The sequence below is a fragment of the Amycolatopsis thermoflava N1165 genome (genome assembly GCF_000473265.1).
GTDB lineage: Bacteria > Actinomycetota > Actinomycetes > Mycobacteriales > Pseudonocardiaceae > Amycolatopsis_E > Amycolatopsis_E thermoflava.
Genome location: NZ_KI421511.1, coordinates 3,999,020 through 4,024,601 on the forward strand (window position 1 = coordinate 3,999,020; position 25,582 = coordinate 4,024,601).

Here is a 25,582-nt window from a genome sequence, read left to right on the forward strand (position 1 = left end):
CGTGACGTGAACCTACCGGCTTCCTCCTCCCCAGAGCAGGTTTTCGACTGGCTCGACGCCGCCGCCGAGAAGCGCGCGGCGGCCGGGCTGACCCGCAGGCTGCGGCCGCGGGGAGCCTCCTCGACGGAGCTGGACCTCGCCGGCAACGACTATCTCGGCCTGGCCCGCGACAAGCGCGTCGCGGGGGCCGCCGCGGCCGCCGCGCTCCGCTGGGGTGCGGGCGCCACCGGTTCCCGCCTGGACACCGGCTCCACCGAGTTGCACACCGAACTCGAGTACGAGCTGGCGCGCTTCTGCGGCGCCCAGGCCGCGCTGGTGTTCTCCTCGGGCTTCACGGCCAACCTGGGCGCCGTCACGGCGCTGTCCGGGGCGGAGTCGGCGATCGTCAGCGACAAGCACATCCACACGTCGCTGATCGAGGGCTGCCGCCTGTCCCGCACCGACGTCGCGGCGATCAGCCACTGCGATCCGGCGGCGATCAAGCACGCGCTGGCGACCCGCCGCAAGCCGCGGGCGCTGGTGGTCACCGACTCGGTGTTCTCCGTCGACGGCGACCTCGCGCCGCTGCCCGAGCTGTCCCAGGTGTGCCGCGAGCACGGCGCGGCGCTGCTGGTCGACGACGCGCACGGGTTCGGCGTGCTCGGTGACGGCGGCCGGGGCGCGGTGCACGCCGCCGGGCTGGCGGGCGAGCCGGACGTCGTCACGACGATCTCGCTGTCCAAGGCGCTCGGCGCGCAGGGCGGCGCCGTTCTCGGGCCGCGCCGGGTGATCCGGCACCTCGTCGACACGGCCCGCAGCTTCATCTTCGACACCGGGCTCGCGCCGGCCAGCGCGGCCGCGGCGCTGGCCGCGCTCGGGGTGCTCAAGTCCGAGCCCGACCTGCCGGAGAAGGTCCTGACCAACGCGATCACGCTGTCCGCCCAGCTGCGCGCGGCCGGGTTCCGGGTGAGCAACCCGGAGGCCGCGGTCATCTCGGTTCAGGCGCCCTCGGCCGAATCGGCCGTCGAGTGGGCGGACCGCTGCGCCGAGCAGGGTGTGCGGGTCGGCTGCTTCCGCCCGCCGTCGGTCCCGGACGGGATTTCCCGGCTGCGCCTCACCGTCCGGGCCGACCTGACGGAGTCCGATGTGGACACCGCGGTGAAGGTGGTCAGCGAATCGGCGCCAGCCGGCGCCGCATCGTGATGTGCGGGATGCCGTCCTCGTCGAACTCGTCGCCCTCCGCGACATACCCGAACTTCTCGTAGAAACCGCGGGCGTAGGTCTGCGCGTCGAGCACGCTGTCCGCGTCCCCGACCGAGATCAGCGCGGCGGTCATCAGGCGTGCGGCGAGGCCCCGGCCCCGGGCGTGCTTCGCGGTGACGACCCGGCCGATGCGCTGGACGCCGTCCCCGTCGTCGAGCACCCGCAGGTAGGACTCGATGCCATCGGGCCCGTCGATCCAGAAGTGGCGGGTCGTCGGGAGCAGGTCACGCCCGTCCAGCTCGGGGTACGGGCAGGTCTGCTCCACGACGAACACCTCCACCCGGAGCCGGAGGATGTCGTACAGCTGCTGCGTGGTCAGGTCCGGTCCGCGGACGCCTCTGTCGGGGTTCACGGACTCCTGACTACCAGAACACGAGCCGCGACGACTCGGCTTCGCTGCGAATCTCGTTCACGTAGGTGAGCACGCGGGTGTAAACACCCGGTTTGCCCGCCTGGGCGCAGCCGTCGCCCCACGACACGAGCCCGATGAGCGTGCCGCCGACGACCAGCGGACCGCCCGAGTCGCCCTGGCAGGCGTCGATCTTGCCGTCCGGGTAGCCCGCGCACACCATCGACCGGGAGTCGTAGTTCGAGTAGCTGGCGCGGCAGCCGGAGTCGCTGAGCAGCGGCACCTCGGCCTTGCGCAGCACGTCCGAGCGCGGGCCGCCGTCGGAGGTGCGGCCCCAGCCCAGCACCGTCGCCTGGGTGCCCTCGGCGTACAGCGAGTCGTCGCCGGGCAGCTCCACCGGCCGGTACGGCAGGCTCTGCGCGAGCTTGAGCACCGCGACGTCGTCGCCCTTGCCGGGGTCGGAGAACGAGTCGGGCACCCACACCTCGCGCACCGACACGGTCTTGCCGTCGTTCGTGCGCTTGTCCGTGCGGCCCGCGACGACCCGCAGGTCCGCACGCTTCACGGCGTTGGCGCAGTGGGCGGCGGTGGCCACCGCCGTCGCGCTGACGATGACGCCGCCGCAGAACTGGTTGCCGCTCTTGTCGGTGAGGTACACCGCGAACGGGTAGCTGCTGGTGGACGCCTCGGTGCCGCCGACGATGTTCGGGCGGGCACCGGTGCTCGGCATGGCCGCCGCCACCACCGGCACGAACGCGGCGGCGGTGATGACCGCCGTCAGCGCCAGGCGGAACTTGCGGTCGCGTCGGCGGTGCTTAGCCATGCGCGCTCCCTTCGGAAAAAGCTCGATGTCCCCCGGTGCCGCACCCGATCGTCGGAACCGACTTCGGGGCGTGAGATTGCCGCACATACAGTAATCGACAAGGGCCCGGAACCGGTGTCACTGGATCGGGTGGACTCCGGCTCTGCGAAGCTGGAGACGTGCGAGGAATCGTGGCGCTCCTGCTGGCGCTCGGGCTCGTGGCGTGCGGCGCCCCACCCGAGCCGCCACCCCCGCCCGTGCCCTCGCCGACGCCCCCGGCGGCCACCACCACGACCACGGCACCGCCGACCACCACCTCCGAGCCGGCGTGGACCGTCGGCGCGACGACGCTGCCCCGCCGCCCGGACGGCTTCGGCGAGGTCCAGCCGACCCCGGCCGTCCTGCGCGACCGCCGCCTGCCGACGCGGGACTTCCTCCCGCCGCCCGCGGACGGCCGCTACGCGTCCGCGGTCAGCGCGGTCCCGGCCGACGTGCTGGCCCGCAGCACCTGGCAGCAGGCGTGCCCGGTGGCCGCGTCCGCGCTGCGGTACCTGACGATGTCGTTCTGGGGCTTCGACGGGAAGCCGCACACCGGCGAGATGCTCGTCGGCGCCTCCGTCGCGGAGGACGTGACCCGCGTGTTCGGGCAGCTGTTCGCGGCGCGGTTCCCGATCGAGGAGATGCGGGTCACCTCGCCCGCCGAACTCGACGCGCCGCCGACCGGGGACGGCAACAACACCAGCGCCTTCGTGTGCCGCCCGGTGCGCGGTCAGACGAACTGGTCGGCGCACGCGTACGGTCTGGCGATCGACCTGAACCCGTTCTGCAACCCCTACAGCAAGGGCGACGTGGTGCTGCCGGAACTCGCCTCGGCGTACCTGGACCGCTCGTGGGTGCGGCCGGGGATGGTGGAGGTGGGCGACGCGACCGTGCGGGCGTTCGCCGCGGTCGGCTGGGACTGGGGCGGCGCGTGGCGGGAGCCGGTGGACCGGATGCATTTCACGGCGACCGGCGGGTAGGAACGGGAACAGATTTCGGGTCCGGCCCGGTTGTACCGGTGCGGACTGCTTGGGAGGTAATCACGTGCCCCACTACGACCTGGTGATCGTCGGAACCGGCTCGGGGAACTCGATCCTCGACCCCCGTTTCGCGGGCTGGAAGACGGCGATCGTGGAGAAGGGCGTGTTCGGCGGCACGTGCCTGAACGTCGGGTGCATTCCGACGAAGATGTTCGTGCACGCCGCGGACGTGGCCGCGACGCCGTCGGTGGCCAGCCGGTTCGGCGTCGACGAGACGCTGGACAAGGTGCGCTGGACCGACGTGCGCGACCGGATCTTCGGCCGCATCGACCCGATCGCCGAGGGCGGGCGCGAGTACCGGAAGAGCCACGAGGACAACGCCGGCGTCACCGTGTACGAGGGCCAGGGGCGGTTCACCGGGCACAAGGAGCTGACGGTGTCGTTCGCGGACGGGCGGCCGGACGAGGTCGTTACCGCGGACAAGTTCGTGCTCGCCGCGGGCGGGCGGCCGGTGGTGCCGGACCTGCCGGGACTGGAGGACGTGCGTTACCACACGTCGGACACGGTGATGCGGCTCGACGCGCTGCCCGCGCGGATGGTGATCATCGGCAGCGGGTTCATCGCCGCGGAGTTCGCGCACGTGTTCCGCTCGTTCGGGGTCGAGGTCACGCTGGTGGCCCGGTCCGGCGCGTTGCTGCGCAGCGAGGACTTCGACATCAGCGAGCGGTTCACCGAGCTGGCGGCACAGCGGTTCGACGTGCGGCTCAACCGGAAGGCGGTGCGGGTGCGGCCGTCGGGCACGGGTGTCGCGGTGGAGCTGGAGGGGCCGGCCGGCGCCGAGACCGTCGAGGCGGACGAGCTGCTGATCGCCATCGGGCGCCGTCCGAACACCGACCTGCTGGACGTCGCCGCGACCGGCGTGACGACGACCGAGACGGGGCACGTGGTGGTCGACGACCACCAGGAGACCGCGGTCGAAGGCATCTACGCGCTGGGCGACATCTCGTCGCCGTACGAGCTGAAGCACGTGGCGAACCACGAGGCGCGGGTCGTGCAGCACAACCTGCTGAACCCGGAGTCGCCGATCACGGCCGACCACCGGTTCGTGCCGCACGCGGTGTTCACGTCGCCGCAGATCGCCTCGGTGGGCCTGACCGAGCAGGAGGCGCGGGAGCGGGGCGTCGAGTACGTGACGTCCAAACAGGACTACGCGGGCATCGCGTACGGCTGGGCGATGGAGGACACCAGCGGTTTCGCGAAGCTGCTGGCCGACCCGTCGACCGGGCAGCTGATCGGGGCGCACATCATCGGCCCGCAGGCGCCGACGGTGATCCAGCCGCTGATCCAGGCGATGAGCTTCGGCCTCGACGCGAAGTCCATGGCGCGCGGCCAGTACTGGATCCACCCGGCGATGCCGGAGCTGATCGAGAACGCGCTGCTGAACCTGCCGCTCTGAGCGCCCGCCCGGCGCGCTTCCGCGACGGAAGTGCGCCGGAGGTCAGACGTAGCGCGGCCGGCCCGCGAAGAAGCCGAACACCATCTGCCCTGCCACCACGGCCAGCAGCATCGCGAACGGCACGCTCCACCCGTGCGTCACGTCGTGCAGCAGGCCGAACAGGAACGGGCCCACCGCGGCCAGCAGGTAGCCGATCCCCTGCGCCATCGCGGACAGCTTCGCCGTCTCCGCGCCCGTGCGGGCCCGCAGCGCGATCGTGGTCAGCGCGAGCGAGAACACGGCCATCCCGATGCCCAGGAAGATCGACCACAGCAGCGGCGCGGCCTCCGGCGCGACCATCAGGCCGATCACGCCCGCGATGCCGAACACGCCGAGCAGCAGGATCCACCCACTCTGACTGCCCCGCTTCGCGGCCAGCGGCGGCACGATCAGGCTCACCGGCAGGCCGAGCAGCGACACCAGGCCCATCAGCAGACCCGCGTCGGCGCGATTGACGCCAGCGTCCATCAGCACCTGCGGCAGCCAGCCCATCACGATGTAGGCCAGGCAGGCCTGCATGCCGAAGAAGATCGTCACGACCCAGGCCAGCGGGCTGCGGAACAGCGACCGCGCGGCGGTCGCGTTCTCAGCGGACGTCGGCCCGCCGGGCCGGGTGCGCGCGGCGACCAGCCACAGCACGAGCGCCGCCACGGCCAGCACCGCCCAGCTGCCGAGCCCGGGCCGCCACCCGCCGAACGCGCTGTCCAGCGGCGGGGTCAGGGCGGAGCCAAGCGCGCCGCCTGCTTGCAGCGCGCCGGTGTAGAGGCCGGTCATCAGGCCGATCCGCGTCGCGAAGGACTCCTTGACCACGACCGGGATCAGCACGTTCGCGAGCGCGATCCCCGCGGTGCCGATCAGCGTCCCGCCCAGCACCACCAGCGGTCCGTCGAGCACCCGCAGCATCAGGCCGCCGGCGAGCAACGCGAGCGCGAGCGCTACGGCCGCCGCGATCCCCAGTCGGCGGGCGACCAGCGGAGCGGTCAGGCCGGCGAGCGCGAAGCACAGGCCGGGCATGGTCGTCAGCGCGCCGGCCCACGTCGCGGAGGCCCCCAGCGTGTCCTGCATCTCGTCGAGCACCGCGCCGACACTGGTCACCGCAGGCCGCAGGTTCAGCGCGGCCAGCAGGACCGCCACGCCGAGCAGCCCGGTGCCGATGAGCACCCTGGACGCGGGGACCCGCGTCTTCTCCTGCACCGATGCCTCATCATTGACCGTCACAGAGGCTAGTATGACAAACGTAGGATGATCGGGTGAAGGGATATCCCCGTGCCACTCGCCACGACCCGCCGGACCGGTCTCGTCGACCAGGTGATCGGGCAGCTCAGGGACGCCATCGCACAGGGCGAATGGCCGATCGGGCAACGGATACCCACCGAGGCGGCGCTCGCCGAAAGCCTCGGTGTGGGTCGCAACACGGTTCGCGAAGCTGTGCGCGCGCTCGCGCACAGCGGGCTGCTGGAGGTGCGTCAGGGCGACGGCACCTACGTGCGCGCGACGAGTGAGGTCTCTGGCGCGATCCGCCGGCTCTGCGGCTCGGAGCTGCGCGAGGTGCTCGGCGTGCGGCGCGCGCTGGAGGTCGAGGCCGCGCGGCTGGCGGCGACCGTCCGCACCGACGAGGAACTGGCCGCCATAACCGAACTGCTGGATCGGCGCGACGCGGCCTACCGCGTCGAGGAGATCGAGACGTACGTGCGCGCCGACACCGAGTTCCACCTCGCCGTCGTGCGGGCCGCCCACAACGACCTGCTCACCGAGCTCTACCGCGGGATCCTGGAGGCCGTGACCGCGAGCGTCGCGGCCACGACGGACACCCGCCTGCCGGAGTCGGAGGCGATCGGCCACCGCGGCCTGCTGGAGGCCATCGCGGCGCGCGACGCCGAGCGCGCGATGGCCGAGGCCGCGGGCTTCCTGGACTCCTTGATCAGGGAAGCGTGAGGATCTCCGCGCCGGTCGCGGTCACCACCAGGGTGTGCTCGAACTGGGCCGTCCAGCTCTTGTCCTTGGTGGTGACCGTCCAGTCGTCGTCCCAGATGTCGTAGTCGATGGCGCCCAGGGTGATCATCGGCTCGATCGTGAAGGTCATGCCCTCCTCGATCACCGTGGTCACCGACGGGTCCTCGTAGTGCAGCACGGTCGGCGCGGTGTGGAAGGCCGGGCCGACGCCGTGGCCGGTGAAGTCGCGCACCACGCCGTAGCCGAAGCGCTTGGCGTAGGACTCGATGACGCGGCCGATCACGTTCAGCTGGCGGCCCGGCCGCACGGCCTTGATCGCACGCATCGTCGCCTCGTGGGTGCGCTCGACCAGCAGCCGCACCTCCTCCGACACGTCACCGGCGCAGAACGTGGCGTTCGTGTCGCCGTGCACGCCGCCGATGTAGGCGGTGACGTCGATGTTGCAGATGTCGCCGTCCTGGATCACCGTCGAGTCCGGGATGCCGTGGCAGATGACCTCGTTGAGCGAGGTGCAGCAGGACTTCGGGAAGCCGCGGTAGCCGAGGGTCGACGGGTAGGCGTTGTGGTCGAGCAGGAACTCGTGCACCACCTTGTCGACGTCGTCGGTGGTGTTGCCCGGCTTGACGGCCTTGCCGCCCTCCTCCAGCGCCTGCGCGGCGATCTTGCCCGCCACGCGCATGGCCTCGATGACCTCGGGCGTGCGCACTCCGTTGCCGGTGTCCCGCTTCGGCGCCGGCTTGTCCACGTATTCGGGGCGCGGAATGCTGGCTGGCACGGGGCGGCGCGGCGTCTGGACGCCAGGGGTCAACGGAGCACGCAGGGACATGACTCCACCCTACGACCCCCGCGAGCGGCGCGGCCGTGAGCCCGGTCAGAACAGCACGGTCGCGTACCGGCCGACCTGGCTGAACCCGATGCGCCGGTACGCGGCGAGCGCGGGGCTGTTGAAGCTGTTCACGTACAGGCTGGCGGTGCGGCCGAGCCCGTTGACGAGCCGGCTCACCACGGCCGCCGTGCCGGACGTGCCCAGGCCGTGGCCGCGCCGGTCCGGCCGCACCCAGACCCCCTGGATCTGGCCGACGCTGCGGGACATCGCGCCGATCTCGGCCTTGAACACGACCTCGCCGTTCTCGAACCGGGCGAAGGCGCGGCCGCTGGAGATCAGTTCCGCGACGCGGGCGCGGTAGCTCACGCCACCGTCACCGGCGCGCGGGTCGACGCCGACCTCCTCGATGAACATCGAGATCGCGGCAGGCAGGTACCGCTCCAGCTCGTCCGGGCGCACCGGCCGCACCAGCGGGTCCGGCTCCACCGCAGGCTGGGCGTCCATCGCCATCAGCGGCTGGTCCTCGCGGACCTCGCGCGCCGGGCCCCACTCCCCCGCCAGCTCGTCCCACAACCCGAGGACCTGCTCGGCCGGGCCGACCAGCGACGAGCACACGCGCTGCTTGCGCAGGGCCCGGTCGGCGAAGGACCGCAGGGCCGCGGCGTTGCCGCGCAACGGGATCAGGTTCGGGCCGGAGAAGCACAGACCGGGCAGCCGGCCACCGCGGGCGCCGCGGTAGTCGGCGGCCCACAGCTCGCCGCCGAGGCGCCAGGGGTCCAGACCGGCCACCTCGACGCGCGCGCTGACCATGCAACTGGCCACCGGGTCCGCCGCGAGCACGGCGCGGACCACGGGATGATCCCGATCACTGAGCAGCCGTGCACCGGCAAGCCGCAACACATCCACCAGATTGCCAGATGGAGTGGTGGATCGGGAAATCGTGGGGGATCAAGGGGCCCCGCGGTAGGTCCCGAAGGTCCACAGGTTGCCCTCCGGATCGCGGGCGGTGAACGTGTGCGAGCCGTAGTCGGTGTCGTGGAGGGGCGCGACGATCTCCGCGCCGGCCCGGCGCACGCGGTCGTGGATCTCGTCGACGTGGTCGGTGACCACATACGCGGAACCGGCGTTCTTCGTGTCGCCGTGGACCCCGTCGGTGTGGCTGGTGCTGCCGAACATGACGCCGCCGCCCTCGGGCCAGCGCAGCTCGGCGTGGGCGATCTGCCCGTCCTCCCCCGGCACGACGAGCGCCTCGCGGAAGCCGAACACCTCGGTGAGGAACGTCAGGGCGGCGCGCGCGTCGTCGTAGCGGAAGGCGGGCCAGACGGTGGGTGGGTTTTCGCTCATGTCTGCGAGTCTGCGTCCGTCGCGGCGCCCTGGTCTTGGAGGAACGGGAGCTCCTCGGTGATCCAGGTGCGGGGCGTGCACCCGGCCAGTGCGCGCCACTCGTTGGACAGGTGGGCCTGGTCGTAGAAGCCGCAGTCGGCGGCGAGGGTGGCGAGGTCCGTGGGCGCCTCGCGGAGCCTGCTGATGGCGCGTTCGAAGCGCAGCACGCGGGCGGCCTGCTTGGGCGGCAGGCCCAGCTCGCGGCGGAAGCGTTCGGCGAAGTGGCGGCGGCTCCAGCCGACCTCGGCGGCGAGGTCCTCGACGCGGATCAGCCCGCCCGCCGCGGTGAGGCGGCGCCACGCCCAGCCGACCTCCCGGGCGGGCCGGCGGTCGGCGAGGGCGCCGCGGAAGGCGTCGTCGAGGATGCCGAAGCGGTCGTCCCAGGTGGGCGCCTCCGCGAGCCGCTCGGCGAGGCGCTTCGGGCCCAGCTCGCCGAGGTCGACGACGCAACCGGACAGGTCGGCCGCGGAGACCTGGAACAGGGCGGGCACGGCGAGCGGGTCGATCTCGACGTGGATGCCCGACTGGAAGGCGTCCTGGGCGATGAGGGCGGGCGCGGTGTGCATGCCGCCGACCGCGGCGGTGAAGCGGCCCGGCGACTGGTCCGGGCGGGGCATGCCGGTGAAGCGGATCGGCTCGGCGAGGCTGATGACGAGCGTGACATGCCGGGAAGGCAGCCCGCGGTGGGTGCGGAGGGCCACGCCGCGCTGCGTGTAGCCGATGTAGCGCGTGATCGCGGACCGCAACTCCGGGTGCGGCGCGCGAACCTCCCAGTCGGCGGGCATGGGCTCAGAACTCGGTGGTCTCCGACCGGACCGCGAACGGCTCGCCGACCTCGACCGGCTGCCCGAAAGGGACCCGCACGGTGCGGCTGTAGCCGCCCTGGACCGGCTCGACGACGAGGACCGTGTGCTCGGCGGGGACCGGATCAGAGTTGTCCGGGACGGCGTCCCGCGGTACCACGCAGAGGTCCGGCACGTAGATGCTCCCGGTCGCGCGGATACCGACATCCAGCCGTTGGAAGATGCCGCAACCATCCAGCTCGGCCGACGCGAGCGCGTCGTGCACCGAGCTCGCGATCAGGTTGTGCTGTCCGGTGGGTGGCGGGGTCATGCGGATCCCCTCGGCGGCGAGCTCCGGGCGCCGGCCCTCCGGCACCTGGAGTTCACGCCAGATGTCCAGCGCTCGGTTCCAGGCCGTCTCGGGACGTGCGAACGCGGTGCTCATCGACCCACTCCCGTTCTGCCGGGTCCCTCTGCCAGGAGGCTAGCTCACCGTGACGACGGGCGAACCGCTTCCTTCCGCGTCCCCCGCCTCCTCGGCGATCCGCATCGCCTCTTCGATCAGCGTCTCGACGATCTGGTGCTCCGGCACCGTCTTGATGACCTCGCCCTTGACGAAGATCTGGCCCTTGCCGTTGCCGCTCGCCACGCCGAGGTCTGCCTCGCGCGCCTCGCCCGGGCCGTTCACCACGCAGCCCATCACCGCGACGCGCAGCGGGACCTCCATGCCCTCCAGGCCCGCGGTGACCTCGTCGGCCAGCTTGTAGACGTCCACCTGCGCCCGCCCGCACGACGGGCACGACACGATCTCCAGCTTCCGCGGCCGCAGGTTCAGCGACTGCAGGATCTGGATGCCGACCTTGACCTCCTCGACCGGCGGCGCGGACAGCGACACGCGGATGGTGTCGCCGATGCCCTGCCGCAGCAGCGCGCCGAACGCCACCGCCGACTTGATCGTGCCCTGGAACGCCGGGCCGGCCTCGGTGACGCCGAGGTGCAGCGGATAGTCGCACTGCTCGGCGAGGATCTCGTACGCCCGGACCATGATCACCGGGTCGTTGTGCTTGACCGAGATCTTGATGTCGTGGAAGTCGTGCTCGGCGAACAGCGACGCCTCCCACAGCGCCGACTCGGCCAGCGCCTCCGGCGTCGCCTTGCCGTACTTCTTCATCAGCCGCGGGTCCAGCGAACCGGCGTTGACCCCGATCCGGATGGGCGTGCCGTGGTCCTTCGCCGCCTGGGCGATCTCCTTGACCTTGTCGTCGAACTTCTTGATGTTGCCCGGGTTCACGCGCACCGCGGCGCAGCCGGCCTCGATCGCGGCGAACACGTACTTGGGCTGGAAGTGGATGTCCGCGATGACCGGGATCTGCGACTTCTTCGCGATCGCGGGCAACGCCTCGGCGTCGTCCGCGGACGGGCAGGCCACGCGCACGATGTCGCAGCCGGCCGCGGTGAGCTGCGCGATCTGCTGCAGCGTCGCGTTCACGTCCGCGGTCAGGGTGGTCGTCATGGACTGCACCGAGATCGGGTGTTCACTGCCCACGCCGACGTTGCCCACCATGAGCTGGCGCGTCCTGCGGCGCTCGGACAGCACGGGGGCGGGGAGGGCGGGCATACCAAGCTCGACGCTCATCGAATCCTCTACGGCGTGAGACGGGCTGCTGACGTGTCCAGCTTACTCACAGGCCGGGCCCGGCCCGGTGGTGACCAGCCGGAGTGAGTTACCCCGCGTGGGGCCCTGACCTGCGAAGACCGGGCGTTACTGCAGCCTGATCGGGTTGACGATGTCGGCGGTGACGGTGAGCAGGGTTACGGCGCCGCCGATCAGCACCAGCACCACGGTGACCGCGGACAGCTTCGAGTAGTCGACCGGGCCGCCCGCGGCCTTGCCGCGCAGCTTGCGGATCCAGTCGCGGACGCGTTCGTACCAGACGATCGCGATGTGCCCGCCGTCCAGCGGCAGCAGCGGCAGCAGGTTGAACACGCCGACGAAGAAGTTCAGGCTCGCCAGCAGCAGCAGGAACAGCGACCACAGCCCGGCCTCGACGGCCTCGCCGCCGATGCGGCTGGCGCCGACCACGCTGACCGGCGTGTTCGGGTCGCGCTCGCCGCCGAAGATCGAGGACACCACCGCCGGGATGCGCTCCGGGAACTCGATCAGCCGCTGCCAGGTCTGCACGAACATGTCGCCGGTGAACGACGCCGCACCGCCGATCGCGGTGATCGCGTTGTACTCCAGCGTGCGCGGGAAGGTCACGCCGATCGAGCCGACGGTGACGATCTTCTCCGGGCCGCTGGGGTTGGCCGGGTCGGTGACCGGGCGGTCGACGCGCACGACGTCGACGGTCAGCGGCACGATCTGGCCGTTCCGGTCGACCTCGAAGCGGGTGGGACCGGACAGGTTCTGGATCAGGGCCGTGACGTCGGCGTAGGTCTCGGTGCGCTGGCCGTTGACCGAGACGATCTCGTCGCCGGGCTGGATGCCGCCGTTCTTGGCCGGCGCGGCGTCGCCCGGCCGGCACACCGGGTTCGCGTACTCCTCGTCGGTGGTCGCGCTGCGCACGCACTCGGAGACGGACGAGATCTGCGGCTTGCCGACGACCGCGTTGGGCAGGCCCATCGTGGCGGCCATCAGGTACAGGACGACGAAGCCGAGGATGAAGTGCGTGACCGACCCGGCGGCCATCACGACGGTGCGCTTCCAGGTCTTGAAGCGCCACATTGCCCGCGGCGCCTCGTCCGGCGTCACCTCGTCCAGCGCGGTCATGCCGGCGATGTCGCAGAACCCGCCGAGCGGGATCCACTTCAGGCCGTACTCCGTCTCGCCGCGGCGGAAGGAGAACACCTTCGGGCCGAACCCGACGAAGTAGCGGCGGACCTTCATGCCGAACGCCTTGGCGGTCAGCATGTGACCCGCCTCGTGCAGTGCGACGGACACGCAGATGCCCAGCGCGAACAGCACGACTCCGAAAACGTAGGCCACCCGCTACTTCCCTCCGGTCATGATTTCGGCGGCCCGGGCTCGCGCCCACTCCTCGGCCGCCAGTACCTCCGCGACGTCGCCCGGCTCGCGACGCCACTCGTCGGCGGCCTCCACCACCTCGGTAACAGTGTCCACAATCGCCGTGAAGCCCGCGTTCTGCGTCAGGAACGCCTCGACGCACACCTCGTTGGCCGCGTTGTAGACCGCGGGCAGGCAGCCGCCGACGGTCCCGACGTGGCGGGCCAGCTCGACGGCCGGGAAAGCCTCGTTGTCCAGCGGCTCGAACGTCCACTGCGCGGCCTGGTCCCAGCGGCAGGCCGGGGCCGCGCCGGGCACCCGGTCCGGCCAGTTCAGCGCCAGCGCGATGGGCAGGCGCATGTCCGGCGGGCTGGCCTGGGCCAGCGTCGAGCCGTCGGTGAAGGTGATCATCGAGTGCACGATCGACTGCGGGTGGACGACCACGTCGATCTTGTCGCACGGGACGCCGAAGAGCAGGCTCGCCTCGATCAGCTCCAGGCCCTTGTTGACCAGGGTGGCCGAGTTGATGGTGACCAGGCGGCCCATCGCCCAGGTGGGGTGGGCCAGCGCATCCTCGACCGTGACGTTCGCCAGGTCGGCCCGCTTGCGGCCGCGGAACGGCCCGCCGGAGGCGGTCAGCACGAACCGATCGACCTCCTCGGCGCGGCCGCCGCGCAGGGCCTGCGCCATCGCGGAGTGCTCGGAGTCGACCGGGACCAGCTGGCCGGGCTTGGCCTGCTTGAGCACGAGCGGCCCGCCAGCGATCAGCGACTCCTTGTTCGCCAGGGCGAGGGTCGCGCCGGTTTCGAGGGCCTTGAGCGTCGGTTCGAGGCCCTGGGAGCCGGGCAGGCCGTTGAGCACGACGTCGACCCCGACCGCGCCGATCAGCTGGACGACGGCGTCGCGGCCGGCGAAAATGCGCGGCATCTTGAACTCGCCCCGCGAGTAGCCGCGCTTCTGGGCCTCGGCGTACAGCGCGAGCTGCAGGTCCTCGACGACCGTGGGCTTCGTCACGGCCACGGCGTCCACTTCGTGGGCCAGCGCCTGCGCCGCCAGCAGCGCCGGGTCGGACCCGCCCGCGGCGAGGCCCGAGATGCGGAAGAGGTGCTGGTTGCGGGCCGCGACGTCGAGGGCCTGGGTGCCGATCGAGCCGGTCGAGCCGAGCACGAGCACGGTGCGGGGTGCGTTCATCGGGGTCATTGTCGCGAACCCGTCCGAGCGGGTCATCGGCGCGGGGCGGGTCGCGGTGTGGAATCATCCGGTTGGACGTTCGTGCAGGGCCTGGAGGAGTGATCGTGGCGAGCAAGGCGGTCGAGAAGCGGCAGCAGGCCGCTCCGGCGAAGGTGGACCCGCGGGACGAGCCGTCGGCCGAGTGGGGCTGGCACGGCGGGTTCCCGAAGGGCGCGCGCATCGCGGGCTGGATCACGGTCGTCGCGCTGCTGGCGATGATCTACAACAACCACGAGAACAACACCGAGAACGTGTGGCTGATCGCCATCGCGGCCGGCATCGTGATCGGACTGCTGGTGGACATCAAGAAGAAGCGCACGGCCTGGCGCCGCTGACGGCTCTTCCGGAAAGCCCCTCACGACCTCGTCGTGAGGGGCTTCATCGTCTTCGGCGCCCGGGACCCGGACCTGCGGGCGATCAGCCCTCGGCGGCCAGCTGCCCGCACGCGGCGGCGATCTCCTGCCCCCGGGTGTCCCGCACGGTGCACGCCACGCCGCCCTCGTTGACGCGCCGCACGAACTCGCGCTCCACCGGCTTCGGCGAGGCGTCCCACTTCGAGCCGGGCGTCGGGTTGAGCGGGATCAGGTTCACGTGCACCAGCCGGCCCAGGTGCTTGCGCAGCCGCTTCGCGAGCAGGTCCGCCCGCCACGGCTGGTCGTTCACGTCCCGGATCAGCGCGTACTCGATCGACACGCGGCGGCCCGTCGAGTCGGCGTAGTACCGCGCCGCCTCCAGCACCTCGTCCACCGGCCAGCGGTTGTTGACCGGCACCAGCGTGTCGCGCAGCTCGTCGTCCGGGGTGTGCAGCGACACCGCCAGCCGGACCTGCATCTTCTCGTCCGCCAGCCGCCGGATCGCCGGGGCCAGCCCGACCGTCGAGACGGTGACCGATCGCTGCGAGATGCCCAGCCCGTTCGGCGCCGGGTCGGTGATCCGGCGCACCGCGGCCAGCACCCGCTTGTAGTTCGCCAGCGGCTCGCCCATGCCCATGAACACGATGTTCGACAGCCGCCCGGGACCGCCCGGCATCAGGCCGTCCCGCATGACCGCCGCGGCCGAGCGCACCTGGTCGACGATCTCCGCGGTGGACAGGTTGCGGGTGAGCCCTGCCTGGCCGGTCGCGCAGAACGGGCACGCCATGCCGCAGCCGGCCTGGCTGGAGATGCACAGCGTCGCCCGGTCCGGATAGCGCATGAGGACGCTCTCCAGCAGCGTGCCGTCGTGCGCACGCCACAACGTCTTGCGCGTCGCGCCGTCGTCGCAGGCCACCGCGCGCACCTCGGTCAGCAGCGGCGGCATGAGTTCGGACACCAGCCGTTCCCGCGACGCGGCCGGGATGTCGGTCATCGCGGCGGGGTCGGCGGTCAGGCGGGCGAAGTAGTGGTTCGACAGCTGCTTGGCGCGGAACGGCTTCTCGCCGAGGTCGCTGACGGCCGCCGCGCGTTCGGCGGCGGTCAGGTCGGCGAGGTGGCGAGGCGGCATCCCGCGCCGGGGAGCCTCGAAGAGCAGCGGCAATGTCGACACAACCACACATTGTCCCACGCCAGCACTGGGGGAACCCGCGCCGGGGTGCGCGAACCGGGTGGAAAACCCCGAATGCGCGGCACAAATCGAGCAGCATCACCTCTCCGGAAGCGCTCACCGCGCTGACCGGGTTCGCCGGTATAGACAAGGCCGACGCCACCATTTCCGCGCTGAACATCGGTGCACCGAACGCGACCCCGGCGCAGTTCAACGTCGCGGACCCGCCCGCGTGATCAAGGACATCCCGATCCAGGCCGGCCGGCCCGCTGAAGGTCGGCCGCGGACTTCCGGATCAACGGCAGCACCCAGACGATCCGGGTCACCTGCGCCACCCCGTCTCCGCAGGTCATCCTGGTCGACAACCCGGTGACCTGACATCGGGTTTGCCTTCCGACTGTTTCCGATATATCGTGAGCATGTCGGAACAGTACGGAAGGAGACCGACATGAGACACGGACATTTCCCCCCGCCGCACGGACGGCCCGCCTTCGGCCCGTTCGCCCGCGGTGGTTTCGGAGAGTTCCCCCCGGGCTGGGGCCCGGGCGGTCCGCGTGGCGAGTTCCGGGGGCGCGGCCCCCGTGGCCCGCACCGCGGGCGGCGAGGACGGCGGGGCGACGTACGCGCCGCCATCCTCGCGCTGCTGGCCGAGCAGCCAAGGCACGGTTACGAGATCATCAGTGAGATCGCCGAGCGCAGCGGCGGTTTCTGGCGGCCGAGCCCCGGCTCGGTCTACCCGACCCTGCAACTGCTGGCCGACGAAGGCCTGGTGGTGGCCCGCGAGGACAGCGGCAAACGCCTGTTCGAGCTGACCGACGCCGGGCGCGAGGCGGCCGCCAGCCAGGACGGGAAGCCGCCGTGGGAGCAGATCGCCTCGGACGTCGACCCCAACGAGGTCGACCTGCGCAAGGCGGGTGCGATGCTGGCCGCCGCCGCGGTCCAGGTGTCCCAGGCCGGGACGCCGGGTCAGAAGCGGCGCGCCGCGGAGATCCTCAACGAGGCCCGTCGGTCGATCTACGCCGTGCTCGGCGAGATCGACACCGACGACGAGGACGACGAGGAGTGACCGGGCAGCACGAGGCCGGTGGGCTTGTCGCGAACGAGAACGCGGTACCCCACCGGCACCGTGAAGCCCGCCGCGTGCCGGCCGCGTGATCCGTTGTCCCGCAGGACGTCTTCGATCGCGCGGTCGGCCACCTCGGGGCTGAACTCGATGCGCAGCACCGCCGCGAGGCTTTCGGCGTCGGCGAACCGCCACTTCGCCGTCACACGATGGCAGCGGAAACCCTGGCCGTCGAAGAACGCGTCGACCGCGGCCGGGTCGTAGTCGGGCAGGTCCGCCCGCATCCACCGGCCGTACGGCTCACTGGACACGTCCAGATCGACGATCGCCAGCGCACCCCCCGGGCGCAGCACGCGATCCGCCTCGCGCAGACCCGGTTCGCAGCCGGGGCCGAAGAAGTACGCGGTGCGCGCGTGCACGATGTCGACACTCCCGTCGGGTACGGGGATCGACTGCGCGGAACCACGCAGCACCCGCACCGACGCCAGCCCGGCGACCCGGCTTTCCGCCCGGCGCACCAACGGTTCGTGTGGTTCGACGCCGATCACCGACCGCGCGGACTCGGCGAAGCGGGGCAGGTGAAAACCGTCCCCACAGCCGACGTCCAGCACGTCCTTGCCCTGCCAGGGACATTCGCCTGCCAGGACCCGCCAGATGTCGCCTTCGACGTCCTGCGCGCGGTTCTCCAGCTCGTAGGTGTCCGGGTAGTACCAGATGTTCGGGCTGGGCAGGACGTCCGCCCTGGACGTGGTCCGCTGCCCACGCCGGGCGATCTTCCACACACCGCAAGGATATCCGAGACGATGCCCGGAAAGCGCTTCACGTTCGGCATAGACTTGCTGCCCTCCCCACCGATCGGAGGCGGTATGTCTCTCGGATCTTCGGCCCCGTCCGTCCTGCCGTCCGGGGTGCCGTGCTGGGTCGAGCTCGCCAGCGTCGACGAGGCGGCGTCCCACCGGTTCTACGAAGGCCTGTTCGGCTGGACTTTCCTGCTCAGCCGCGATCCGGCGACGCGCACCGGCCGGTACCTGATCGGCACGCTGGACGGCGTGCCCGTCGGCGGCCTTTACCAGGCGGCGCCGGACCAGGCGAGCGCCTGGATGATCAACATCTCGGTGCAGAACGCGCACGCGGCGTCGAACTGGGTGCAGCGGCTCGGCGGAGTCGTCACGCTCGAACCGACCGTGCTGCCGCACCGCGGCTGCATCCTGCACGGCATCGAGCCCTCCGGCGCGCCGTTCGTGCTGTGGCAGCCGCCTGCGGACTGGGCGTTCGCGGCCGGCTTTCCGAACACCTTCTCCGGCGCCGACCTGAACACGCGCGACGGCGAGGCGGCGGACGGCTTCTTCACCCGGCTCTTCTCGTACACGAGCCTGCAGGTGGGCGACAACCGCGGCATCGACTACGTGGAATGGCGGCTGGAACATCAACCGGTGCTGTACCGGTACGTGATGGGCCCGGAGTACCCGCCGCAGGCGCCACCGCACTGGATGGTGTACTTCGGCGTCGACCCGGCGCGCGGCACCGACGCGACGGCGGGGCATGCGCTGATGCTGGGCGGCACCGTGCTGGTGGAGCCCTACGACACGCCGTGGGGCCGCATCGCGATCCTCGCCGATCCGGCGGGCGCGGTGTTCTCGATCATCGACCACTCGCGCACGAGCGAGGGCTGGGGCCGCGCCGAGGTGGACGACCCGTACGACGACTGAGCCGTCGCTTCCCGGGCGTGCGATAGGTTCGCCGCCATGTTCGACGCCTGGCCACCCGACCCGATCAGGACCGACCGGCTGGTCCTCCGCGAGTCCGCGGCCCGGGATCGGGCGGCGTTCATCGAGCTGTTCGCCTCACCGGAGGTCGGGGCCTACCTCGGCGGCTCTCGGCCACGCGACGAACTGGAGCGCTCGGTGCCCGAGGTGCCCGGACGGCGCCCCGGGCTGTTCGTGGTCGAACTCGACGGCGCGATGATCGGGATGATCACCCTCGACCCGCGGGACGCGGACCGTCCGGGGCACGTGCGCCCGGAGGCCGGCGAGGCCGAGCTCGGCTACTTGTTCCTGCCGCGGGCGTGGGGCTCCGGCTACGCGGCCGAGGCGTGCGCGGCGGCGCTCGGCTGGTTCGCCGGGGCGCATCCCGGCGAACCAGTGGTGCTCTCCACCCAGACGGCCAACGAGCGCGCGCTGCGCCTCGCCGTGAAGCTGGGGTTCACCGAGGTGGAGCGGTACGAGGAGTACGGCGCCGAGCAGTGGTTCGGCGTGTGGTCCCGCTGACGGCGGTCAGTTCAGGAACGCCGACAGCAGCAGGAACGACACCACGGCGGAGGGCAGGAGCGAGTCGAGCCGGTCCATCAGCCCGCCGTGGCCCGGCAGCAGCGTGCCCATGTCCTTGATGCCGAGGTCCCGCTTCATCAGCGACTCGACCAGGTCGCCCAGGGTCGCGGTCAGCACGATCGCGACCCCGAACACCACGCCCTGCCAGACCTGCCCGTCGAGCAGCAGCGTCAGGGTCAGCGAACCCGCCACGACACCCGCGACGAGCGAGCCGCTGAAGCCTTCCCACGTCTTCTTCGGGCTGATCGACGGCGCCATCGGGTGCTTGCCCTTGAGGACACCGGCGATGTAGCCGCCGGTGTCCGACGCGACGACGCCGATCAGGAACGCCAGCACGCGGCCCACACCGTCGGACGGCGGGACGAGCATTGCCGCGAACGCGCCGAACAACGGCAGGTACGCGGCGGTGAACACGGACGCGCTGATGTCCCGCACGTAACCCACCGGGCCGCCCGGCAACCGCCAGAGCAGGCACGCCAGCACGGTGACGGCGAACGCGATCAGCGCGCCCTCGTACCCGAACGGCCAGGACAGCCACAGCATCGCCTGACCGCCGAGCAGCAGCGGGACCAGCGCGAGGCGGATGTTCGCGGCGCGCCGCAGCGCCTGGGCGAACTCGTACGTGCCGACGGCGATCGCCGCCGCGATGATCCCGATGAACAGGTACCGCACGGTGAGCAGCGACACGAGGATCGCCGCACCCAGTGCCAGCCCGACACCGATCGCCGCGGGAAGGTTCCGCCCGGCCCGCGACGTTTTCTTGGCCGGTTCAGCCGGCTCGGGAGAAGCCACCGGGGCCTTCTCGCGTTCTTCGCTCACCTGTGGCATTCAGACCTCGAGCAGCTCGGCTTCCTTGTGTTTGACGAGCTCGTCGACCTTCGCCACGTAGTTGTCGGTCAGGTGCTGCAGTTCCTTCTCCGCGCGCGCGACCTCGTCCTCACCGGCCTCGCCGTCCTTGGCGATGCGGTCGAGCTCTTCCTTGGACTTGCGGCGGACACCGCGGATGTGGACCTTGGCGTCCTCGCCCTTGGCCTTGACCATCTTCACCATCTCCTTGCGCCGCTCCTCGGTGAGCTGCGGGATGGTGATGCGGATGATCTGACCGTCGTTGGACGGGTTGACGCCCAGGTCGGACTCGCGGATGGCCTTCTCGATGGCGCCGAGCTGCCCCTGGTCGTAGGGCTTGACGATCACCATGCGGGCCTCGGGGATGTTGACGCCGGCCACCTGGTTCAGCGGCATCGTCGACCCGTACGCCTCCACCATGATGCGGGCGAACATGCCCGGGTTGGCCCGGCCGGTCCGCACCGACGACAGATCCTCCTTGGCGAAGGACACCGCTTTTTCCATCTTCTCCTCGGCGTCGAGGAGGGTCTCGTCGATCACGGCTACTCCCGTTGTGTGTGCTGTTGTTCCCGGTCCGTTCGGGGTCAGGCGCTGGGTCCGGCCCCGGAGGTGCTCACCAACGTGCCGATCCTCTCACCACGCACCGCCCTCGCGATGTTCCCCTCGGTGAGAAGGTTGAACACGATGATGGGCATGTTGTTGTCCATGCAGAGGCTGAAGGCGGTGGCGTCGGCGACCTTGAGCCCGCGCTCGAGCACCTCGCGGTGGCTGATCTCGTCGAACATCTTCGCGCTCGGGTCGCTCTTCGGGTCCGCGGTGAACACCCCGTCGACGGCCTTGGCCATGAGCACGGCCTCGCAGCCGATCTCCAGCGAGCGCTGGGCGGCGGCGGTGTCGGTGGAGAAGTAGGGCATCCCGGTTCCCGCGCCGAAGATCACCACACGGCCCTTTTCGAGGTGCCGCTCGGCTCGTCGCGGGATGTAGGGCTCGGCGACCTGGCCCATCGTGATGGCGGTCTGCACGCGCGTGGGGACGCCTTCCTTCTCCAGGAAGTCCTGCAGCGCCAGGGAGTTCATGACCGTGCCGAGCATGGCCATGTAGTCGGCGCGGTCGCGGTCCATGCCGCGCTGGGACAGCTCCGCGCCGCGGAAGTAGTTACCACCGCCGATGACGACCGCCATCTGCACGCCGGTGCGGACGACGTCCGCGATCTGCGCGGCCACGGAGTGGACGACGTCGGGGTCGAGGCCGAGCGCTCCCCCGCCGAACATCTCGCCACCCAGTTTCAGCAGCACCCGCCGGTAACCGCCGTCGGCTCGTTTCGCCTCGCCCATGTCCGCCTCCGCCCGCTCGGGTGCTCTTGTGGAGCCTGCCTTCGCGAGTGTGCCCCGTCCCCGTGATCACGGAGACGGGGCACCCTCACGTCACTGCCGTCGTGTTACGGCTGGCCGACCTCGAACCGGGCGAACCGGGTGACGGTCACGCCGGCCGCGTCGAGCAGCGCCTTGACGGTCTTCTTGTTGTCGAGGACCGACGGCTGCTCCAGCAGCACGGTGTCCTTGTAGAACGCGTTGACCTTGCCCTCGATGATCTTGGGCAGGGCCTGCTCGGGCTTGCCCTCGGCCCGGGCGGTCTCCTCGGCGATGCGGCGCTCGTTGTCGACCAGGTCGGCGGGCACCTCCTCGCGGGTCAGGTACTTCGGCTTGAGTGCCGCGATCTGCAGCGCCGCGTTGCGGGCCGCCTCGGCGGCGCCGTCGCCCTCGCCGTTGTACTCGACCAGCACGCCGACCGCCGGGGGCAGGTCGGTGCCACGGCGGTGCAGGTACGTCGCGACCTGGCCGTCGAAGGCCACCACGCGGCGCAGGACCAGCTTCTCGCCGATCTTGGCGGCCAGCTCCTGCACGGCGTCGCCGACGGACTTGCCGCCCTCGAGCTCGGCCGCGGCCAGCTTCTCGACGTCGTCGGTCTTCAGGGTCTGCGCGACCTTGACGATCTTGTTGGCGAGCTCCTGGAACTGCTCGTTCTTGGCGACGAAGTCGGTCTCGGAGTTGATCTCGACCAGCACGCCGCCGTCGCCGGCGACGAGGCCCTCGGCGGTGGCGCGCTCGGCGCGCTTGCCGACGTCCTTGGCGCCCTTGATGCGCAGGAACTCAACGGCCTTGTCGAAGTCGCCGCCGCTCTCCTCGAGCGCCTTCTTGCAGTCCATCATGCCGGAGCCGGTGAGCTCGCGGAGACGCTTGACGTCCGCCGCGGTGTAGTTCGCCATCGTGCGGTGTCCGTTCCTCTCGGAAAGTTTGGGGGCCGCGCCGGTCCGGCGCGGCCGTGCCGGAAAGATTCAGGAGGCGGTGGTCTGCTCGGCCGGGGCCTCGCTGTTCTTCAGCAGGTCCTGCTCCCACTCCGCGAGCGGCTCGTCGGACACGCCCGGCTCGGGCTTGTCCTGGCCCTCGGCGGCGGCGGAGCCGTTGCGGCTGGAGCGGGCCATCAGGCCGGCGGCGGCGGCCTCGGCGACCACCTTGGTGAGCAGCGCGGCCGAGCGGATCGCGTCGTCGTTGCCCGGGATCGGGTAGTCGACCTCGTCCGGGTCGCAGTTGGTGTCCAGGACCGCGACGACCGGGATGTTCAGCTTGCGCGCCTCGCCGACGGCGATGTGCTCCTTCTTGGTGTCCACGATCCAGACGGCGCTGGGCACCTTCTGCATGTCGCGGATACCGCCGAGGGTGCGCTCCAGCTTCTCCTTCTCGCGGGTCAGCGTCAGGATCTCGCGCTTGGTGAGACCCTGGAAACCGCCGGTCTGCTCCTGGGCCTCGAGCTCCTTGAGGCGCAGCAGCCGCTTGTGCACGGTCTGGAAGTTGGTCAGCATGCCGCCGAGCCAGCGCTGGTTGACGAAGGGCATACCCACGCGCTGCGCCTCGCGGGCGATCGCCTCCTGGGCCTGCTTCTTCGTGCCGACGAACATGATGGTGCCGCCGTGCGCGACGGTCTCCTTGATGAACTCGTACGCACGGTCGATGTAGCTCAGCGTCTGCTGCAGGTCGATGATGTAGATGCCGTTGCGCTCGGTGAGGATGTAGCGCTTCATCTTCGGGTTCCAGCGGCGGGTCTGGTGCCCGAAGTGCACGCCGGAATCGAGCAGCTGCTTCATGGTGACGACGGCCATGGCCGGATTCGCACCTCTTCTGTGTAGCGCGCGCCCCGCGGGACGCGCTGGTCGGTTTTGTCGCCGTCGGCCGGGTGGCCGGCGACCCTGGTGCAGTGCCGGTGCCCGGACCCCGTGGATGACTCCTCGGGGACCGCCGGGCGCCGTGGGTTCCGTGAGCGGGAACGTGCACGTACACGCGAAGTCGACCTGTCGTGACAGGCCGCGCGAACAGTGTACGCCCTGGCGGCGCGGGGTTCACCACGGGCGGCCTGGTGCTACCGGCTGCGCGGCCCCGGACGCTGCCGACGATTCGACCGGCACCGGTTGTCCACAGGCGAGGTGGAGTTGTCCACAGATTGTGTCACCGCCCGTTCGTGACGCCCGATGTGCGCCAGGCTGGGCCGATGATCGTGGTGATTCGCCGGTTGCCCGGGTTAGTGCTGGTCAGTGCCGTGGTGTGGCTCCTGGTCCCGGCTGCGCTGGAGGCGCCGTGGGGGCCGGGCGCGGCAAGACCAGTGGTAGTGGCGGCCAAACCGCATGGATCGGCCACCACGGGATCCGCGGCCCACTCAGCGCAGCCACCGGCCAGGGCGGGCACATCCGTCAGACCGCCCACCGCGGAACCGGCGACCGCGGCCGCAGCCACCCCACCGCCGGCACTGGCCAAACCCGAGCCGGCGGCCGCGACCGACACACCCCTCCGACCGCTCACCGCAGGACCACTGGCCGCAGCCCACGCACTACAGGTGCCGGGCGCGACAGAATCGTCCGCTGCGGCCCCAACCAGGTCATCACGCGGACCGGCAGCAAAGGCGCCGACGACCGCCGCAGCCAGTTCACGGCACCGGTCGGCAGCGAAGGGTCCGGCGCCCGTGGCGGGCGCACCGATCGCCCCGCCCGGGACTGGACCGGCGGCTGTAGCTCGCGCGGTGGCGGGCGAGCTGGATCCCCCGTTCGGGACTGGACCGGCGGCAGTAGCTCGCGCGATGGCGGGCCAGCTGGACCCCCGGTTCGAGACTGGACCGGCGGCAGTAGCTCGCGCGATGGCGGGCCAGCTGGACCCCCGGTCCGGGACTGGACCGGCGGCAGTAGCTCGCGCCGTGGCGGGCCAGCTGGACCCCCGGTTCGAGACTGCACCGGCGGCAGTAGCTCGCGCGATGGCGGGCCAGCTGGACCCCCGGTTCGGGTGGCCGCTGTCGCCGAAGCCGGTGGTCGTCCGGCCGTTCCAGGCGCCGTCCGGGCCCTACGGGCCTGGCCATCGGGGTGTCGACCTGGCCGCGGCCCCCGGTCAGCAGGTCCTGGCCGCGGGGCCGGGCGTGGTGGTGTTCGCGGGGCTCGTCGCCGGGCGGCCGGTGGTCTCGATCGACCACGACGGCGGGCTGCGGACCACCTACGAGCCGGTCGCGCCGTCGGTACCGGTCGGCACGCAGGTGTGGCGGGGACAGCCGGTCGGGGTCGTCGAGGCCGGGCATCCGGGTTGTCCGGTCGAGGCCTGCCTGCACTGGGGCGTCCGGCGGGGCGAGGAGTACCTGAACCCGCTCCCCCTGGTCCAGACCGGCTCGGCGATCCGCCTGAAGCCGTGGACCGGCTAGACCCCGGCCTGCTCCGTGAGCCGAGCCCGGAGCCGGAGGACGGCGCGCGTGTGCAGCTGGCTGACCCGCGACTCGGTGACGCCCAGGACGCGTCCGATCTCGGCGAGCGTCAGCCGTTCGAAGTAGTAGAGGCTGACGACGATCCGGTCGCGTTCGGTGAGCTGCGCGATGGCCTCGGCGAGCTGGCGGCGGTTGTCCCGGTCGACGAGGACTGCGACGGGGTCGATGGCGTCGTCGTCGGGGAGCGTGTCGACCAGCGAGCCGCTCTCCCGGCCTGCCGCCATGAGGTCCTCCAGCGCGACGACGCTGGTCAGCTGGAGCTGGCTGTAGAGGTCGCGCAGCTCGTCGAGGCTGATGCCCAGCTCGGCCGCGACCTCGGTGTCGGTCGGGGTGCGGCGCAGGCGTCCGCCGAGGCGTTCGAGCGCGCGCTCCACTTCGCGAGCGCGGCTGCGCACGACGCGGGGCACCCAGTCCTGTGAGCGCAGGTCGTCGAGGATCGCGCCGCGGATGCGCTGCATCGCGTAGGTCTCGAACCGCAGGCCGCGCTCGGGTTCGAACTTCTCGATGGCGTCGATCAGGCCGAAGATGCCGGACTGGATGAGGTCGCTGACGTCGACGTGCGTGGGCAGCCCGGTGCCGACCCGCCCGGCGACGTACTTGACCAGCGGCGCGTAGTGCAGGACCAGACGCTCGCGCAGCCGCTGCTCCGGCCGTTCGCGGAACTCGCGCCACACCGCCTGGATCGCGGAGTCACCGTCCCCCGCGCTCCGGGCGGCGGCCCCGCCCGCTGGAGCGCTGCTGGCACCCGCCGTTTCACCGGCCGGTGGCTCGCTGGCGGCGACTGGGCCAGTGGCTGCAGACGCTTCCGCGCCGCCGGGTGTCGCCGCACCGGCCTGGGAGTCGCCGCCAGGGTTGACCCCGGCCTGCGCTTCAGCGTCTGTCGCGAGCGCGTCGCTCCGAGGACCGAGGCCCGGAATGTGCGCGCCGGTGTGGTCGCTCCGAAGCCCAC

Annotated in this window: 29 protein-coding genes; 10 read left to right on the plus strand and 19 right to left on the minus strand. The window is 71.4% G+C overall.

What is annotated here, in order from left to right; all coding sequences use genetic code 11:
• The first annotated feature begins 6 nt into the window (after positions 1-6).
• Entirely contained in the window at positions 7-1,182 is a 1,176-nt protein-coding gene (locus AMYTH_RS0119695; protein WP_027931762.1) for an 8-amino-7-oxononanoate synthase, read from the plus strand.
• Here AMYTH_RS0119695 and AMYTH_RS0119700 read toward each other — a convergent pair.
• Entirely contained in the window at positions 1,148-1,594 is a 447-nt protein-coding gene (locus AMYTH_RS0119700) for a GNAT family N-acetyltransferase (RefSeq protein ID WP_020418188.1), read from the minus strand. The two genes, AMYTH_RS0119695 and AMYTH_RS0119700, sit on opposite strands and share 35 nt — an antisense overlap.
• 10 nt (positions 1,595-1,604) lie before the next feature.
• A complete protein-coding gene (locus AMYTH_RS0119705) occupies positions 1,605-2,414 on the minus strand; it encodes a serine protease (RefSeq protein ID WP_027931763.1) in 810 nt (269 codons plus the stop codon).
• Between the two features lie 170 nt (positions 2,415-2,584).
• On the opposite strand from AMYTH_RS0119705, the gene AMYTH_RS0119710 reads away from it, so the two are divergent.
• A complete protein-coding gene (locus tag AMYTH_RS0119710; RefSeq protein ID WP_027931764.1) occupies positions 2,585-3,412 on the plus strand; it encodes a M15 family metallopeptidase in 828 nt (275 codons plus the stop codon).
• Positions 3,413-3,476: 64 nt separating this feature from the next.
• The gene (locus AMYTH_RS0119715; protein WP_027931765.1) at positions 3,477-4,868 is read left to right on the plus strand and encodes a mycothione reductase; all 1,392 of its coding nucleotides are present in this window, start codon (positions 3,477-3,479) and stop codon (positions 4,866-4,868) included.
• A 42-nt stretch (positions 4,869-4,910) separates the two neighbouring features.
• On the opposite strand, the gene AMYTH_RS0119720 is transcribed toward AMYTH_RS0119715, so the two are convergent.
• A complete protein-coding gene (locus AMYTH_RS0119720) occupies positions 4,911-6,125 on the minus strand; it encodes a CynX/NimT family MFS transporter (protein WP_027931766.1) in 1,215 nt (404 codons plus the stop codon).
• Between the two features lie 48 nt (positions 6,126-6,173).
• On the opposite strand from AMYTH_RS0119720, the gene AMYTH_RS0119725 reads away from it, so the two are divergent.
• Positions 6,174-6,842, plus strand: coding sequence for a FadR/GntR family transcriptional regulator (locus AMYTH_RS0119725; protein WP_027931767.1), 669 nt, complete (start codon positions 6,174-6,176; stop codon positions 6,840-6,842).
• On the opposite strand, the gene map is transcribed toward AMYTH_RS0119725, so the two are convergent.
• The 8 genes from map to dxr form a co-directional block, all read right to left on the minus strand.
• Positions 6,829-7,686 carry a type I methionyl aminopeptidase gene (gene map, locus AMYTH_RS0119730; protein WP_027931768.1) on the minus strand — a complete coding sequence of 286 codons (858 nt, stop codon included), beginning with the start codon at positions 7,684-7,686 and terminating at the stop codon, positions 6,829-6,831. The genes AMYTH_RS0119725 and map overlap by 14 nt on opposite strands.
• Before the next feature lie 45 nt (positions 7,687-7,731).
• Positions 7,732-8,586, minus strand: a complete 855-nt coding sequence (locus tag AMYTH_RS0119735) for a GNAT family N-acetyltransferase (protein ID WP_027931769.1) — start codon at positions 8,584-8,586, stop codon at positions 7,732-7,734.
• Between the two features lie 48 nt (positions 8,587-8,634).
• Positions 8,635-9,030: a VOC family protein gene (locus AMYTH_RS0119740; RefSeq protein ID WP_027931770.1), complete on the minus strand. Its 396-nt coding sequence runs from the start codon at positions 9,028-9,030 to the stop codon at positions 8,635-8,637.
• Positions 9,027-9,854, minus strand: coding sequence for a helix-turn-helix domain-containing protein (locus AMYTH_RS0119745; RefSeq protein ID WP_027931771.1), 828 nt, complete (start codon positions 9,852-9,854; stop codon positions 9,027-9,029). Before AMYTH_RS0119745 ends, AMYTH_RS0119740 begins: the two co-directional genes overlap by 4 nt.
• Positions 9,855-9,858: 4 nt before the next feature.
• The gene (locus AMYTH_RS0119750) at positions 9,859-10,296 is read right to left on the minus strand and encodes a Uma2 family endonuclease (protein WP_027931772.1); all 438 of its coding nucleotides are present in this window, start codon (positions 10,294-10,296) and stop codon (positions 9,859-9,861) included.
• A gap of 39 nt (positions 10,297-10,335) precedes the next feature.
• Positions 10,336-11,487, minus strand: coding sequence for a flavodoxin-dependent (E)-4-hydroxy-3-methylbut-2-enyl-diphosphate synthase (ispG, locus tag AMYTH_RS0119755; protein WP_026153926.1), 1,152 nt, complete (start codon positions 11,485-11,487; stop codon positions 10,336-10,338).
• Positions 11,488-11,613: 126 nt separating this feature from the next.
• A complete protein-coding gene (locus AMYTH_RS0119760) occupies positions 11,614-12,837 on the minus strand; it encodes a M50 family metallopeptidase (RefSeq protein WP_027931773.1) in 1,224 nt (407 codons plus the stop codon).
• 3 nt (positions 12,838-12,840) lie between these two features.
• Positions 12,841-14,046, minus strand: a complete 1,206-nt coding sequence (gene dxr / locus AMYTH_RS0119765; RefSeq protein WP_027931774.1) for a 1-deoxy-D-xylulose-5-phosphate reductoisomerase — start codon at positions 14,044-14,046, stop codon at positions 12,841-12,843.
• A 98-nt stretch (positions 14,047-14,144) separates the two neighbouring features.
• On the opposite strand from dxr, the gene AMYTH_RS0119770 reads away from it, so the two are divergent.
• Positions 14,145-14,420 carry a DUF2631 domain-containing protein gene (locus AMYTH_RS0119770; protein WP_037322613.1) on the plus strand — a complete coding sequence of 92 codons (276 nt, stop codon included), beginning with the start codon at positions 14,145-14,147 and terminating at the stop codon, positions 14,418-14,420.
• An 82-nt stretch (positions 14,421-14,502) separates the two neighbouring features.
• Here the strand turns inward: AMYTH_RS0119770 and rlmN are convergent, their stop codons facing one another.
• Positions 14,503-15,609, minus strand: coding sequence for a 23S rRNA (adenine(2503)-C(2))-methyltransferase RlmN (gene rlmN / locus AMYTH_RS0119775; RefSeq protein WP_027931776.1), 1,107 nt, complete (start codon positions 15,607-15,609; stop codon positions 14,503-14,505).
• Between rlmN and AMYTH_RS48930 the strand changes: the two genes are divergently transcribed.
• Together AMYTH_RS48930 and AMYTH_RS0119780 are read left to right on the plus strand one after the other, a co-directional pair.
• Positions 15,600-15,842: a hypothetical protein gene (locus AMYTH_RS48930; protein ID WP_157360631.1), complete on the plus strand. Its 243-nt coding sequence runs from the start codon at positions 15,600-15,602 to the stop codon at positions 15,840-15,842. The genes rlmN and AMYTH_RS48930 overlap by 10 nt on opposite strands.
• Positions 15,843-16,054: 212 nt before the next feature.
• Positions 16,055-16,672 carry a PadR family transcriptional regulator gene (locus AMYTH_RS0119780; protein WP_027931777.1) on the plus strand — a complete coding sequence of 206 codons (618 nt, stop codon included), beginning with the start codon at positions 16,055-16,057 and terminating at the stop codon, positions 16,670-16,672.
• On the opposite strand, the gene AMYTH_RS0119785 is transcribed toward AMYTH_RS0119780, so the two are convergent.
• Positions 16,621-17,451: a class I SAM-dependent methyltransferase gene (locus tag AMYTH_RS0119785; RefSeq protein ID WP_027931778.1), complete on the minus strand. Its 831-nt coding sequence runs from the start codon at positions 17,449-17,451 to the stop codon at positions 16,621-16,623. The two genes, AMYTH_RS0119780 and AMYTH_RS0119785, sit on opposite strands and share 52 nt — an antisense overlap.
• A gap of 84 nt (positions 17,452-17,535) precedes the next feature.
• Here AMYTH_RS0119785 and AMYTH_RS0119790 point away from each other — a divergent pair, with 84 nt between their 5' ends.
• Both AMYTH_RS0119790 and AMYTH_RS0119795 read left to right on the plus strand, forming a co-directional pair.
• Positions 17,536-18,378 (plus strand): VOC family protein, encoded by an 843-nt coding sequence (locus AMYTH_RS0119790; RefSeq protein ID WP_027931779.1) that lies wholly within the window; start codon positions 17,536-17,538, stop codon positions 18,376-18,378.
• 36 nt (positions 18,379-18,414) lie between these two features.
• Complete coding sequence (locus AMYTH_RS0119795; protein ID WP_027931780.1) at positions 18,415-18,936, plus strand: GNAT family N-acetyltransferase; 522 nt, start codon at positions 18,415-18,417, stop codon at positions 18,934-18,936.
• 6 nt (positions 18,937-18,942) lie between these two features.
• Here AMYTH_RS0119795 and AMYTH_RS0119800 read toward each other — a convergent pair whose 3' ends face one another.
• From AMYTH_RS0119800 to rpsB, 5 genes are all read right to left on the minus strand, one after another.
• On the minus strand, positions 18,943-19,824 hold the full coding sequence (locus tag AMYTH_RS0119800) for a phosphatidate cytidylyltransferase (RefSeq protein WP_027931781.1): 882 nt from the start codon (positions 19,822-19,824) through the stop codon (positions 18,943-18,945).
• Entirely contained in the window at positions 19,825-20,382 is a 558-nt protein-coding gene (gene frr / locus AMYTH_RS0119805; protein WP_017987595.1) for a ribosome recycling factor, read from the minus strand.
• Positions 20,383-20,426: 44 nt separating this feature from the next.
• A complete protein-coding gene (pyrH, locus tag AMYTH_RS0119810; RefSeq protein WP_017987594.1) occupies positions 20,427-21,176 on the minus strand; it encodes a UMP kinase in 750 nt (249 codons plus the stop codon).
• A 104-nt stretch (positions 21,177-21,280) separates the two neighbouring features.
• On the minus strand, positions 21,281-22,108 hold the full coding sequence (tsf, locus tag AMYTH_RS0119815; RefSeq protein ID WP_017987593.1) for a translation elongation factor Ts: 828 nt from the start codon (positions 22,106-22,108) through the stop codon (positions 21,281-21,283).
• Positions 22,109-22,177: 69 nt separating this feature from the next.
• Positions 22,178-22,999 carry a 30S ribosomal protein S2 gene (gene rpsB, locus AMYTH_RS0119820; RefSeq protein ID WP_017987592.1) on the minus strand — a complete coding sequence of 274 codons (822 nt, stop codon included), beginning with the start codon at positions 22,997-22,999 and terminating at the stop codon, positions 22,178-22,180.
• A 1,139-nt stretch (positions 23,000-24,138) separates the two neighbouring features.
• Here rpsB and AMYTH_RS0119825 point away from each other — a divergent pair.
• Positions 24,139-24,573 carry a murein hydrolase activator EnvC family protein gene (locus AMYTH_RS0119825; protein WP_027931782.1) on the plus strand — a complete coding sequence of 145 codons (435 nt, stop codon included), beginning with the start codon at positions 24,139-24,141 and terminating at the stop codon, positions 24,571-24,573.
• On the opposite strand, the gene AMYTH_RS50385 is transcribed toward AMYTH_RS0119825, so the two are convergent.
• The gene (locus AMYTH_RS50385) at positions 24,570-25,550 is read right to left on the minus strand and encodes a FliA/WhiG family RNA polymerase sigma factor (RefSeq protein WP_410468335.1); all 981 of its coding nucleotides are present in this window, start codon (positions 25,548-25,550) and stop codon (positions 24,570-24,572) included. The genes AMYTH_RS0119825 and AMYTH_RS50385 overlap by 4 nt on opposite strands.
• Positions 25,551-25,582 lie beyond the last annotated feature (32 nt).